The organism is Paenibacillus etheri (assembly GCF_001012825.1).
Taxonomy (GTDB): domain Bacteria; phylum Bacillota; class Bacilli; order Paenibacillales; family Paenibacillaceae; genus Paenibacillus_AQ; species Paenibacillus_AQ etheri.
This window is the reverse complement of record NZ_LCZJ02000065.1, coordinates 43460-56606: the sequence shown is the minus strand read 5'-3', so window position 1 is coordinate 56606 and position 13147 is coordinate 43460. Positions and strand designations below refer to the sequence as shown.

The following is a 13147-nucleotide window of genomic DNA, read 5'->3' as shown; positions in this document are numbered from 1 at the left end:
CCTTCCGCTATGTTCACCATCCACAACTAGCCAAATATCAATAAGCGACAGTAAATCTGGTCCGGCTAAAATTCCCTTCTTCCAGCTCATCCACCATAGCTACAGCCAAATCCTCCACACTAATCATGCTTTCGCCATCCTCATCAAAAATGAGACGATCGAGTCCAATGCGGAATTGACCTGTACGTCTACCTGATTGAACTACTGCAGCAGGACTGGCATACGTATAGTCCAGTTCTGTGTTTTTGTAGATTTCATAAGCCTGCGCATGGGCCTCTGCCAGTGGCTTAATCTCAGCAGGGAAATTTCCCGTATCCATCAACAGCTCTCCAGTTTCAGTCTTCAAACTGCCTGCACCACCAACAACCAGCAGTCGATTGAGCCCAGCTTCTTGCATCCCCTCAACAATCGCCTTAGCTGCGGTTACCAAATCCTTCGCTTGACCGAGTGCAGGACCGTATGCACTGATTACCTCTTCATGTCCTCGGACCGCAGCTGCAACTGACGCAGAATTTAGAACATCTACTGTCGTAATGTGCAGTCGTTCATGTTCAAGGGTGAACGTTTCTGGGTTACGCACCGCAGCTGTTACCTCATGTTTTCTTTTTAAAGCCTCCTGTACAATCGCCTTTCCAATCGTTCCTGAAGCACCCAATACTACAACATCCATCTGTATTCTCCTCACTTTGTCCAGGCAAGGCCAGCGTACGACCTTCCTGCTTATTTATATTTTTAATACTCGTCTCAATAGCTTTTCCCTTACAACCTTTAAACATTATTTATCCCATGAGGTCCATTTGAAATCAGTTCCCCATAAGTTAACTTCCAAACGAAAAACCCCTTAACCAATACAAGGGGCACTCTCTACTAAGTAGCATGTACTCGCATTAAGGGCGCAAAAACATTCCCTGAGAACGTGGCATGACCAATTCAAAGCCATATTGTGCATATAATTTCGAGGCTTCCCCATCTGCAATCAGACTTACATAAGCCTTGTCCGGTACAGTATGAAGGAACTCCCTGATTTCACGCATGATCAATTTTCCTAAACCGCGTCCTTGATGTGAAGGCCTAACCGCGATATCCGTGACCTGAAAAAAGCATCCCCCATCGCCAATCACCCTTCCCATCCCGATTAAGGTATTCTCCTCATACAAGGTTACCGCGAAAACAGAACGGGGTAGCCCTATCTCAGCCCCTTCCACGCTCATTTCACTCAGTCCAGCTTCTTTTCTCAATGCTAAATACTGTTCCACTGAAGGACATTCCTGACGTATATCCAGCTTCCCTGTCGTCCCCATACTGCTCTCCTCCTAGCTTCTTACCATAAACTAAGCTTAGCACCGTTCAACATTGCTGTTCCAACTATATACGACTCTATGGTGCACAGGCAAGACTCACCGTAGTTCAGGAAATGCATACCACTCTTTCTATTGTGAACATACAACAGTTTCTCGGAATAGAGGAACGTCTGTCGATATTAAAAAATCCGCCTAGCACATAGGCTAGGCGGATTTTGATAATCAACGATTCTCATGATTATGAAGTCTTATTCCTTCTCAATTACCACAAGAACAAGTCGTTCCCTTTTAACTTAAAAACAGCTTCCATGAAATAATAGTCGCCATAAATGATTGAAACATGAATGTCTTGATGATGATACGCTGCTGAACCGCCCATCAACAGATGATCGGAACCGGTCGTCCAGTCGCAACGAGAAGCGTCTACCGTTTTCAGTAGCTTCAGCGCGGCGTTCAGGTAGACATCCTTTTCGTACTCACCAACAGCTTGGGCGATCTCGATCAGTCCGCAAGCCGCGATCGCCGCTGCCGTAGAGTCTTCGTAAGCGGGCTCCTTCGGCTGCCGGAAATCGATCGGGATAATCCCGTTATCCGGAATATTAGCCATAAAATAATGTGCTACCCGTTTGGCAGCTTGCAAATACTCCGGCTTCCCCGTATGTGTATAACTGATCATAAAGCCGTACAAAGCCCAGGTCTGCCCACGTGTCCAGGACGAGCCATCCTCGTAGCCTTGGCCGCCGTAAGTTCGGACCACGTCTCCATGGAACGGATCGAACTCCACGATATGGTTCACAGAACCATCCGGCCTGATAAAAGCATCAAGTGCGGTGTCCGCATGCTTCATTGCGATTTGCGCATATCGCGGATCTTTGGTCTCTTCGCTTGCCCAATAGAGAAGCGGGAGATTCATCATGCAGTCCACGATCGCCCACCCTCTCGTATCTTCGCTGGTCGTATCATCGTTCCAAGCGCGGATAAATCCGCCTGCCAGATTGAATCGTCCGGCAAGCAAGTTGGCAGCATGCATCGCCCTCTTACGTGATTCCGGATTTCCGGTAACTTTATAATTAGCCACGCTCGTAGGCAACCACATAAATCCGACATCATGATGCAGACCGTAGAATTGATGGAGACAGGCATCTAAAGCATCTTCCGTATAATTGGCGATTTCCTTGTACTTCTGAGCACCGGTTTCATGGTACATGAGCCACATCATACCGCCCCAGAATCCATTCGTCCACCAGTTGATATCTTTTTCGATCTGATTGTCGTGCGTTCCATTTCTTGTCGTATATGGAATTTTGTTTCTTGATCTTTCACATACTACGCCCATTTTGGCCGTTAGTTTGGCAATGACATCATCTACCCAAATTCGATCGTCATTCTGCAGGTTCAACAATCTGTTCACTCCTATTTTCAACTTTCTAAGGGTCCCCCCCTTTTCAAGCCCGTTTGCTTATGTGCATATCTCTTTCACTTATCGAAACCAAGTACTGCTCTCCAAGCTCGAGACCAAATACACCTTCCTCATCTTCAATAATCTCAACGGCAGGCTGCTGCCCCCCTTGGAAAGGAATTAGCACCGTCAAGAAAGTAATAGTGCCGCTGTACCTACCCTGAAAGCGTACCCTTGTTGAAGGTCTTGAGAGATCTGTCTCATCGGACAGCCTTCCTTGCAGGAGATCCAATTCCCCCGGATGGCTTGTCGCTATCGCCAAATTCGCAATATCGCTAGAGGCTATCACACCACCCGGGTTCTCCTTCACCTCGACAAAATCCAGATGGAAATAGCGCTGAACGCTATGGTCATTCAACCCTTCTACCCGATCTGCAATAAGCACGAACCGGTTATCAACTAGCGAAATATGCCGGTGATGGACAACCGGATCGTAGTTGGTATGGCAGGCGCTGGCGAGCCGATAGAAGCCCCTATCCTCCACATTGTAGATTCCACCTGGCTTTTGCGGCCCGAATTTAAAGGCGTTTATATACTCGAAATGGTTTCGCTCATCGATCAGCAGCGTAGAGTGATAATTTGAGCTCTTAAACTGCCTACGGTCTTCATCATCCCGGTAACAAAAAAAACCAGGATCGCAAATCATGTCTTTTCCGAGCGCCGTAAAATCAAAGCTCATTAAATCGATATGAGCATGGGCATTCTGAATCGGACTTTTACATGTAAACAAGAAACTAAGAGCCTTTGAATCCCACCCGCTGCGGATAATCGCTTGATGCAAGGTACGATTCCAGAATGTCAACGGCTTATCCAATACAAACTGTCTGTCCTGCAGAGAATGCAGCTCTTCCACGAATTGGCGGACATCGAGTGCCCTCCATACATGCTTGCTTGCTTCCCGTACCACCTCAGACACATCGATCAAATTCGTCGCAAGCCCTAGCCAGGAAACATCATCCAACGCAAAATACCCATAGACACCGGACATTACCGCAAGCGGATTCGCATAGGAATCACCGACAGGTACACATTTCCCGGTTGGTCTTAACGAATAGATCGAGTAATCCAAATTTTTTCTGAGCCGTTCCATGTACGCTGGAGAGAACTGAAAATGGAACCGGTTAGCCAGAACCACAGCCAGCCCGAACCAGAACATGCAGCCATTATGATACGATGGGCAGCCCTCGATTTGACCGCCATCCTCCGTCAGTTGCACCATGCTACACTTTTCGATGCCATTGATCGCAAAAGCCTTCCATTCCTCAGCTTCTTTCAGCTCGGGAAAGTAAAGGGCGGTCGTCAAAAGGCCCAGACATTCCATTAAATAATGGTTATGATCCGCTTTAGGCCACAGCTGAGGCGACACGTTGCGCAAAGCTTTTACTTGCTTGTAAATGACCGTTAAATACTGCTCTAATACTGCCTCCGTAAACAGCTCCGAGCGGCCTAGATGCTCCAATACAAGCGGCCAAATTTTGTAGCCCCGGATACCAATCTCCAAGACCCTCAGTGGATGGCATTCCGTAAAATAGTCAATCGGCTTATCGAGCAAATCCTCAGGAATAGTGACCGTCTCGATCCAGTCCAGCATTTCGTCGATGACCTTGAGCCCGTACTTCGCGTCCTTGGTGAGCGAGTAGGCTTCCAGCAAATCCTGCCAATGATTCATGCGATTCAGCTGCCATAAATATTCATTGTCATTATGTCTGCGTTCCATCCAGCTGGGCGGATTCCCGACAAACTCCCTGACTCCCCCTGTACCAGGAAGCATGATCATTCCTTGATAAGCGAATTCAGCATTCGCGATCGTCTCGCGCACATGATCAGGCATATGGGCTGCGATATAGGCGGCCTTCTCATCCATCGGCTCAAGCCGCGAACGCAAGTTAGCTAATAGCTCCGTCGTAGTCATCTGCTCTTTCAGCAATGATTGCAGATTCATTTATCCATCTCCGTTAGGTTATTTTCGATTATGAATGCTCCCTCCGAAATCATCTAGACTCCGGAAGGAGCGATTCCAACTATTTCATGTAACGGTCGTATGCGACTTGCTCTAACGCAAGCAAATCCTTAATACCTAAATCTTCCAATTCCTTGATATACTTACTGAATGTCTCATCGTTGACCGGTTCCACACCTAGCACCCATCTCTGCAGCTTTTCCTCAACATAAGTCAGTACGCCAGCATTTAACTCTTCAAATTTGGTCCGTTCCTCATCCGTATACGAAATCGGCGGATAAGCCTCCATAATAAAGCCATTGTCAATGTATTCCTTGATGCCTTTCAATGCAGTCGCGTTTGTCCATTGTTCTTCGTAAGCATAGTCTTGATGGAAGGCGAGCTCAATTTGTCCTCCCTCTTCCTGAAGCTGTTGAATCACTGTCTTTTCTTTATTTTCCAATATGGATTTTTTAAACTTCGGCTTGCCGTCCACGAGATCGTAGTGTTTTCCTTCGATGCCAAAGTTCATCAGTCTCCGGCCCTCCTCTGAGAACCAGAAATCCATATATTTGATCGCTTCGACGGGATGCTTAGTTGCCGCCGAGATTCCCCACCCGCTCGCATGCGTCTGCTTACGGGAGCTCTCTTCGACGACTTTGCCCTCAGTATTCGCTGGAGGCGTCATCGGACCAAAGGAGAAGCCAGGAATCTTAGTCGCAAGAATGTCATTGAAGTTAGCCGTGCTGGCGAACCAGTCGTGCGTTATGCCACCTATATTGTCTCCGAGCAAAATGTCACGCGCTTTCGCTCCGCGGGTGAAGATTTCTTTATCGATTAGGCCTTCCTTGTACCACTTCGCAATATTCTCGATTGCCGTCTTATAGCCCGGCTCATACATGCCGTACTTGACGACACCGTTGTCCGCGTAAAATCCGCGTTTAGCCGCATCGGCCCCGCCCCGCACGCCCCACTGGATCAACAAATCGTAAATTCCATCCAGCTTCGTTCGGCTAAAGTATGGAATTTCATCGTTTACTCCGTTACCGTTCGGATCTTTTTCTTTGAATGCTTTTAATAGTGCATGCAGCTCATCTACCGTTTTCGGCTGCTCAAGTCCCAACTTATCCAGCCAATCCTGGCGTACAAACCAGCCCTTGGCAGCCGGTCCATCTGGCGTAAAGTTTAGGAAATACGTCTTGCCGTTATAAGCTTTCATAAATTTGGCTGCATCTGGATGTTCGGACAAGAACTTTTTAATGTTCGGTGCATGTTCTTCGATCAATCCATCTAGCTCGAGAAAGGCCCCTTCAATCCCAAGGCTGTCGTACTGCTCTTTAATTTGATGATGAACCAGATCCGGAATTTTCCCTGAAGCCATCATTGTATTGAACAGTTCTTTACTATTCGTCGAGGCCTTAGATGCGGTTCCCTTCAGCTTAATATTGGTCATCGCTTCCGCCTCTTTGAAGATAGGCCAGTTATCATCGTATATAAACGTATCTGTGTAGTGCATGTGGATCTTCAGTTCAAGCGGATCTTTAACGATCTGGTGCCCGGATAGCGGTTGTGTATCCGACCCTTTTGAATCATTAGCCGGGCTTCCACTATTTTGCGGAGCGTTATTATTACTACAGCCTGCCAGCAGCATACCGACTGTCATCATGATTATTGCAGATGATTTCATCCATTTTTTGTTACCCACATTCATGACCTCCCAATATTGGTTTCTTGCTTTCATAATAAAAAGTTGGAAACAGCCACTAGCCTTTGACGGAGCCGATCATGGTCCCTTTGACGAAATATTTCTGAATGAAGGGATAGGCTGCAACAATCGGAATAATGGAAATGATGATAGTCGCATAGATGATCGTTTCCTTTGAATATAACGCCATATTGCCCATCTCATCATTCACATTCATCTCAACGATCAGCTTCTTTAGCAGGACTTGTAGCGGCACCTTGCTCTCGTCGCTCAGTAGGATCATCGTCCAGAAGTATCCATTCCAGCGGTGCACCGCATAGAATAATCCGATCGTCACAAGGGCGGCTTTGGACAGCGGCAGATACACCTTCCATAAGATCGTCAGATCATTTGCTCCGTCAACCTTCGCCGCTTCCTCGAGTTCCTCCGGAATGCCCTGGAAGAACGTTCTCATGAGGAACACATAGAAGGTCGTAATCGCGAATCCGATAACAATTGTGAACCTGCTATCGAGCATGTTCAAATCTCGGAAATTAAGATACATCGGAATCATACCCGGTTGGAACCACATCGTCAGCGCGATAAAGAAGCTGATGGCCGTTCGCCCCACAATCCGTTTCTTAGACAAGGCATACGCACCGCAAATGGTGAGAATCAAGTTGGCCATTACGCCGAATATGGTGTAATAGAACGTGTTTAAGTAGGCAATCCAAATCCCCTTTTCCGATAATACCTTTGCATAGGAGTCAAAGTTAATATCTTTCGGCAACAAGATCACTTTGCCAGTAACGACCGCGTCGGAGGAGCTGATGGATGCGGATAAGACATACACAAAAGGGTACAATGCAAGCAAAGCAATACTTCCAAGAAATACACAGTTAAAGATATAAAACAGCTTTTCGCCTCTGGTTTTTTTCATCTTCCATCACCTACCATAATCCAGTATCCGTTAACTTCTTGCTCATCTTATTGGCAAATACGACGAGAATAAATCCAACGACGGCATTGAACAGCCCCACCGCTGTCGCCAGGTCGTAACGTGCATCCTGCAGACCGGACCGGTACACGTAGGTGTTAATAACGTCGGCTGCCTCATAGGTGGCTGGCTGATACAGAAGGATGATTGCCTCATAGCCAACTTCCAGCATGGAACCCACCTTCATGACAAGCATAATTGCGATCGTTGGAATGATGGCGGGAAGTGTAATATGCCACATTTGCTTCCATTTGTTAGCTCCATCGATAACCGCCGCTTCGTACAAGGCCGGATTGACGCCGGACAAAGCGGCTATATAGATGATGGTACCAAACCCCGCTTCCTTCCAAATATCCATGGACCCGATAAAAATCGTTCGGAAATAATCGGGATTGGTCAGAAAGTACTGCTTTTCGCCACCCATCATCTCAATCAGGATATTGATAATACCGTTACTAGGAGCCAAAAAGTTGGTAACAATCCCAGCTACGACAACGACTGAAATAAAATGGGGCAAATACGTAAAGGTCTGCACCGTTGATTTGAAAACCCCGTTCTTCAATTCGTTAAATAACAAAGCGAGGATAATCGGCACAGGAAACGCGAACAGCAATTGATACAAACTGAGCAATACAGTGTTTTTTAATAGCCGCCAGAAATATGGACTTTTAAAAAAGCTCTCGAAGTGTTCAAACCCCACCCAGGGACTCGCTTCAATTCCTTTATATACACTGAAATCCTTAAAGGCGATTTGCAGACCATACATCGGCTTATACGCAAAGATGATATACCAAGCCAGAAACGGTATCAGGAGCAGATAAAGATAACGGTCCCTGACCAGGTTGGTTTTTATTTCTTTAAAGTTAAGCAGCACCCTCTTCTCCTCTCGCAACGATGTTTAGCTGAGCCCTTCAGGAGCGCTCCCATTTGAAAGGTCAGCGTTGCAATTTAAACTATAGGAACGAATGTAAGCGCTGTCTATCGCCATTATTTCATCTAGCATCAACTCTTTATGTCATGGTCTATAATGTGCATTTTTTCATGTATCAACAATTTCTCGTTATAGAGAAACGGCCATCGAACATACAATAGCCGCCTAGCACTTAGGCTAGGCGGCTATTGTTGAATCAACAATTTTCATTATATGAAGCCTTGAAGCCCTATTGCTTCTCGTTAAGCTTCTTCGCATACTGGCCAGGAGCTAATCCTTCATACTTGCGGAACATGCGAATAAACGTATTCGCATTGTTGCAGCCGACCATCAGCGCCAAATCGCCAATCTTGATGTCTTTCTGCTGGCGCATAATTTCTTTAGCTTGCTGCACACGATAAAAATTCAAGTAATCTTTAAAGTTTTCTCCGGAATGATTTTTGAACGCGATGCTGACATAACCGGGAGAGAAGTTAAACTCCTCCGCTATCATGCTAAGCGATAAATCCCTGTTGTAGTTGTCATGAATATATTCGATCATACGTTTGACCGTGCTATTATCCATCATTTCATTCTGCTGATCTATCGTATCGATCATGACGCTAAACAAGGTCGTGATGGCCGAAACCATCAGCTCCTTCGATTCGCCATGCTGCACGATGTCCAGAGATTCCTTGTGAGCCTGAACGAACTCTTCGAAAGACATATTCAACTGCTGGATAATTCGACTCAGTGTAGCCAAAACAAGCAAGCTGAACTGGTCGAGCTGCTGCCGTGTTAACTGCCTTTGCTCCAGATTTTCCGATAGAAGACGGTTTAGCGTATTTAATGCATTTTCCCTCTTGCCGCGGATCACATAACTTATAAGCTCTCGTTCCGTATCGATAGGATAATAATAGCTAACCATCTGAACTTGACTGAGTTGTTTATAAGTAATGACTGAAGTCTTATCCACTGCCGATCTCCGCTTTAGGATATCAAGCGCCTGAATAAAGGAACGGTCAATTTCGCCAGCAGAGGCTACGGGCCGGCCTACAGCTGCAGTCAATCCGTATGCATGTGCGTCCTCGATTTGAGCCATCGCTTTCATGAGCTTTTTCTGAATCGATTCCGTATCGGATTCACAGATTATGAAGACGAATTTGGTGAAATCGTGATCAAGCAGCTCGCAAGGGAAATGGACTTTCAACTGTTCATGAATAATCAAGGAAGTCTTTGATTTTATCGTAAGAATCACATCTTTAGAATATTGCTCCTCCAATTCCTTAGCGTTCGAGAATGAAATCACGCAAACGCTTAAGTTGGTAGAGAGGCTTTGCAGTTGATGTGTATTTAGCAGGTTATCCACCTTGTCAGGTGGAACAAGTCCATGTAGCAAATCCCGCAGAAACTTGTCTCTCATCGAAAGCCTGTGTTCATTGAGCGCGGATTTCATCTGTTCATTAGCTTTACTTATACTTGTCGCTGTCTCGTTCAAGAAAGCGAACTCGTCTGCTCCCGCAGGCTCACCGTAGCTTTTGAACAATCCGACGAGATGACCAACAGGCCGGTACATACGCCTGGAAACTGTATAAGAGAACGCAAGTCCCACAAAGATAAGAATGACTAATAAAAGTACAGCCCCTTTTAAATTAGGTGAAAAGGAGTCTACCCACGAGTAGTTCTGTGTAACATACAGATACGACCATTGCGGCATTGTTTTCGAGCGGATCAAATGGAAATCAAATTCATCATTGGATAGCTTCGCATAATCCCCGGTTGCCTGTTCATCAAGTTGTGCCAGTGGATAGGCAAGTAACTGCTTGCCCCGTTTATCGTCAAAGCTTGATTTGAGCGTAACGTATCGACCATTCTCGATAATGGCAAAAGCTTCTTGCGACTCAGGTGATAGGGGCGGTAGCAGCAATTGTTCAAAGAAGGAGACCACAAAAAATAATGAATTCCCTATTCCTACCCGTTCCGGATTAACGATTATTATGGATGCGCTTTCACCATTCGTCGAAGTTATATTCCGACTGCTCGATAACGTTATGGTTGGACTCGTGCTGTCTGTGCCTAATTGCGCTAAATCTTCACCAGTCATTCCCATATCTTCCATATAGCGTCTTCTATCCGACGAAATTTGCGGCGTAATGACCAGATCGTCGTTAGTCTTCATTAAATCGATGCTATATCCGAATTCAGAGAATGCGTCTATATAATTTTGCAGTGCATAAGAGGTTTGTGTGATCTCATAGTAATCACGTTTTTTTTCCGCGAATTTAACAACATGATCATTACGTCTCAATTGCGCAATTAAATTGAAAGAAACGCCGAGTTTCGTATCAATTTTGTCGCGCGATTGCATGAGAAAATTCTGCTGGTTTTGACTCAATTCCGATCGCACTCTTTGACCGTCTTTAAAAAAAGAAAGGCAGACCGCAATCATCGTGTAAGCGAATACAATAATGAGATAAGCGATAAGCAGTTTTGTGAAAAAGGACTTCCTAAGCATTGTGATCTCCCCTTGGCGATTCCTTATGAACTAAAAATCACCTAATAGGAACGTTTTTTTATCCTCATTGGGTGATCGTATATTCTTACACTCTTTTGGAATTATCTAACTCACACTATATATGAATATGAAAAAGCCGTCTATTACCAATATTCACTATGCTATTCATATGGTTTAAAGCACACACATCCACCGTAGTGGAAAGTATTATATTCTTGAATTCTATTACTCACTGTGTGGAATAGTATTTATAACCATATTCTAAAAAGGTTGGTGAAACAAAATGTCTCCTGTAGCAAAGCTGTTTAAATGGGGAACGTTCGCTTATGAAGCTTTTCTGGCTCTGCCTGTCATTGGCGGTCTCTTTATTATAGCGAATGGCTGGGTCCCTCTTGCCATTGCCTTTTTGCTCCACGCTGTAGCTATTGTAATCCTGCAAAGAGAGCGGAAACCCATTGTTGGAAACGTTCTAGGCATTATCACCTCGATTTTAGCGTTTATCCCTATCGTAGGTTGGGTCATGCATGGCGTCACCGCGCTCGTACTGCTGTTTGAAGGAATTTCCTCTTCTCGTCAGGCACCTCGTTATTAATAGGAGCAAGTGAAACGTCAGAAAAAATACCCCACCCCTGTCCAGGAGTGGGGTATTAGCGTTATCCTCAAATATGATATATACCTTTATGATTGCCCGAGATTGTATCAACGTCCTGCCGATTGGGAATCGGCTCGCCGGTTTCCGCCTTCACCAATGTAACGCCCACTTACGTTGCCACTGCTATTCTCAAAACGTTTGCGTTCCGTACGCTCCATCTGAACGATCTGACCTTCATGCACTACAATGTGCAAGGAGCCAAATTCTATATCATCCAGAAGTCCTGCAATCCGCGTAAGCCATAAATCATCCACTTTCAGCGGTTTAGCCATTCTCTAGCCTCCCTTTCCCCATCCAAAGGATTATATCCGCCTTATTTCCATAATTCCGTAATTACCAACCAGTATACTATGAATTAACTTAGCACGGAACCAAAAGTACTGTCAATGGGCATTTTTTCGTGATAACCAGCTTTTAATAATCATCGTCACCAAAGCCAACAACAGGAGAAGTGAAGCTACTGCAAAAGACGCTGAAAATTGATATTCATTGTACAAAATCTCAACGTGCAGCGGCAGTGTATTTGTCTCCCCACGTACATGCCCGGACACCACTGAGACTGCACCGAACTCGCCCATAGCCCGCGCATTACACAAGATAATACCGTATAATAAACCCCATTTAATATTAGGAAGCGTGACTCTGAAAAAAATTTGCCACCCGTGTGCTCCGAGGGTAATCGCCGCCTCTTCCTCCTGTGTCCCTTGATCCTCCATCAGTGGAATCAACTCACGCGCCACAAAGGGAAACGTAACAAACAGTGTCGCAAGTACGATGCCTGGAAGCGCAAATACGATCTTGATATCATGGGCGCTCAGCCAAGGACCAAACCAGCCATTGGCGCCGAAGACGAGCACAAAGATCAGACCTCCGATAACAGGCGAAACTGCAAAGGGTAGATCAATCAAGGTAATGAGAAACCCTTTGCCGCGGAAACGAAACTTCGTTACTGCCCACGCAGCCGCTACACCAAAGAAGGTGTTCAGCGGCACAGTGATCGCTGCTACAAGCAGTGTCAGCCGCAGTGCGGAACGGGCATCCGGATCGGTCAGAGCAGCTATATATACGTCCCAGCCTTTTTTCAGCGCCTCTGTCAGCACGACAATCAAAGGCAGAGCAATTAGCCAAAAAAGGACTAGTCCAGCTGCTGCAATCAACGCCCATTTTACAACCTTGGTTTCCGTTGTTGCTGGCGAGGACGTATTCTTCTGTAGCCGGGGGGCTTGGAGTGGGACTGTGCCTGCCAAAAGTTATTCCTCCTTTAAAGGGCTTTACGAAGACATGATTAGCTTTTTTCAAATACAGAAATTCCGTAGATATGATGTGTCTTCGATTGAATTCCGCAGTTTTCCAAGCTTCTGCTATCTCTTGAATTCTTAAACACGATTACTGGTAATGAGTCACTCCAAGGAATATTGGACTTCCGATCGCTGTTATCCTCAGATTTCCTGATTTGAACCGCTCCTCGCGGTAGAAATCCGAGGATAAAGGCGAACGCTAGCGCTTCTACAGTTCCAAAATTCCTCTCCGCTCCTTTCTTACCAGCCATCTGGTTTCAAAATCTAAGATCGCTATCGCTCCTCTATCTGCAAAGCAAATTTACTCTGCGACTCCTCAATTTCCCTGAGGATTCCGCATTTTACGGAAGCAAGTATGCTTCGTAAAATAAAGTCGTCATTTACCTGTTAGG

Annotated in this window: 12 protein-coding genes; 1 reads left to right on the top strand and 11 read right to left on the bottom strand. The window is 45.7% G+C overall.

Translation table 11 applies throughout. The features are described from left to right. Positions 1 to 37: 37 nt before the first annotated feature. The 8 genes from UQ64_RS27920 to UQ64_RS27885 form a co-directional block, all read right to left on the bottom strand. Positions 38 to 670 carry an NAD(P)-dependent oxidoreductase gene (locus UQ64_RS27920; RefSeq protein WP_060626717.1) on the bottom strand — a complete coding sequence of 211 codons (633 nt, stop codon included), beginning with the start codon at positions 668 to 670 and terminating at the stop codon, positions 38 to 40. Positions 671 to 887: 217 nt separating this feature from the next. Beyond that, positions 888 to 1301, bottom strand: coding sequence for a GNAT family N-acetyltransferase (locus tag UQ64_RS27915; protein WP_060626716.1), 414 nt, complete (start codon positions 1299 to 1301; stop codon positions 888 to 890). 262 nt (positions 1302 to 1563) lie between these two features. Continuing rightward, complete coding sequence (locus tag UQ64_RS27910; RefSeq protein WP_060626715.1) at positions 1564 to 2703, bottom strand: glycoside hydrolase family 88 protein; 1140 nt, start codon at positions 2701 to 2703, stop codon at positions 1564 to 1566. Positions 2704 to 2746: 43 nt separating this feature from the next. After that, entirely contained in the window at positions 2747 to 4702 is a 1956-nt protein-coding gene (locus tag UQ64_RS27905; protein ID WP_060626714.1) for an alginate lyase family protein, read from the bottom strand. A gap of 79 nt (positions 4703 to 4781) precedes the next feature. Beyond that, positions 4782 to 6404 carry an extracellular solute-binding protein gene (locus UQ64_RS27900; protein ID WP_060626713.1) on the bottom strand — a complete coding sequence of 541 codons (1623 nt, stop codon included), beginning with the start codon at positions 6402 to 6404 and terminating at the stop codon, positions 4782 to 4784. A gap of 58 nt (positions 6405 to 6462) precedes the next feature. Continuing rightward, a complete protein-coding gene (locus tag UQ64_RS27895) occupies positions 6463 to 7323 on the bottom strand; it encodes a carbohydrate ABC transporter permease (RefSeq protein WP_060626712.1) in 861 nt (286 codons plus the stop codon). 10 nt (positions 7324 to 7333) lie between these two features. Continuing rightward, the gene (locus UQ64_RS27890; protein ID WP_060626711.1) at positions 7334 to 8272 is read right to left on the bottom strand and encodes an ABC transporter permease; all 939 of its coding nucleotides are present in this window, start codon (positions 8270 to 8272) and stop codon (positions 7334 to 7336) included. Between the two features lie 268 nt (positions 8273 to 8540). Continuing rightward, a complete protein-coding gene (locus tag UQ64_RS27885) occupies positions 8541 to 10805 on the bottom strand; it encodes a helix-turn-helix domain-containing protein (RefSeq protein WP_060626710.1) in 2265 nt (754 codons plus the stop codon). A 283-nt stretch (positions 10806 to 11088) separates the two neighbouring features. On the opposite strand from UQ64_RS27885, the gene UQ64_RS27880 reads away from it, so the two are divergent. Further along, on the top strand, positions 11089 to 11397 hold the full coding sequence (locus UQ64_RS27880; RefSeq protein WP_060626709.1) for a hypothetical protein: 309 nt from the start codon (positions 11089 to 11091) through the stop codon (positions 11395 to 11397). Positions 11398 to 11504: 107 nt separating this feature from the next. On the opposite strand, the gene UQ64_RS27875 is transcribed toward UQ64_RS27880, so the two are convergent. From UQ64_RS27875 to UQ64_RS31825, 3 genes are all read right to left on the bottom strand, one after another. After that, positions 11505 to 11729, bottom strand: a complete 225-nt coding sequence (locus tag UQ64_RS27875; RefSeq protein ID WP_060626708.1) for a YezD family protein — start codon at positions 11727 to 11729, stop codon at positions 11505 to 11507. Positions 11730 to 11840: 111 nt separating this feature from the next. Beyond that, positions 11841 to 12704 (bottom strand): sulfate ABC transporter permease subunit CysW, encoded by an 864-nt coding sequence (gene cysW, locus UQ64_RS27870; protein ID WP_060626707.1) that lies wholly within the window; start codon positions 12702 to 12704, stop codon positions 11841 to 11843. 38 nt (positions 12705 to 12742) lie between these two features. After that, positions 12743 to 13006, bottom strand: coding sequence for a hypothetical protein (locus UQ64_RS31825; RefSeq protein ID WP_060626706.1), 264 nt, complete (start codon positions 13004 to 13006; stop codon positions 12743 to 12745). Positions 13007 to 13147 lie beyond the last annotated feature (141 nt).

What these genes read in the sequence shown, in the direction of transcription:
- UQ64_RS27875 (WP_060626708.1), bottom strand. Translation starts at nt 11,729, where the DNA reads ATGGCTAAACCGCTGAAAGTGGATGATTTATGGCTTACGCGGATTGCA.
- UQ64_RS27905 (WP_060626714.1), bottom strand. Translation starts at nt 4,702, where the DNA reads ATGAATCTGCAATCATTGCTGAAAGAGCAGATGACTACGACGGAGCTA.
- UQ64_RS27895 (WP_060626712.1), bottom strand. Translation starts at nt 7,323, where the DNA reads ATGAAAAAAACCAGAGGCGAAAAGCTGTTTTATATCTTTAACTGTGTA.
- UQ64_RS31825 (WP_060626706.1), bottom strand. Translation starts at nt 13,006, where the DNA reads ATGGCTGGTAAGAAAGGAGCGGAGAGGAATTTTGGAACTGTAGAAGCG.
- UQ64_RS27920 (WP_060626717.1), bottom strand. Translation starts at nt 670, where the DNA reads ATGGATGTTGTAGTATTGGGTGCTTCAGGAACGATTGGAAAGGCGATT.
- UQ64_RS27915 (WP_060626716.1), bottom strand. Translation starts at nt 1,301, where the DNA reads ATGGGGACGACAGGGAAGCTGGATATACGTCAGGAATGTCCTTCAGTG.
- UQ64_RS27880 (WP_060626709.1), top strand. Translation starts at nt 11,089, where the DNA reads ATGTCTCCTGTAGCAAAGCTGTTTAAATGGGGAACGTTCGCTTATGAA.
- UQ64_RS27885 (WP_060626710.1), bottom strand. Translation starts at nt 10,805, where the DNA reads ATGCTTAGGAAGTCCTTTTTCACAAAACTGCTTATCGCTTATCTCATT.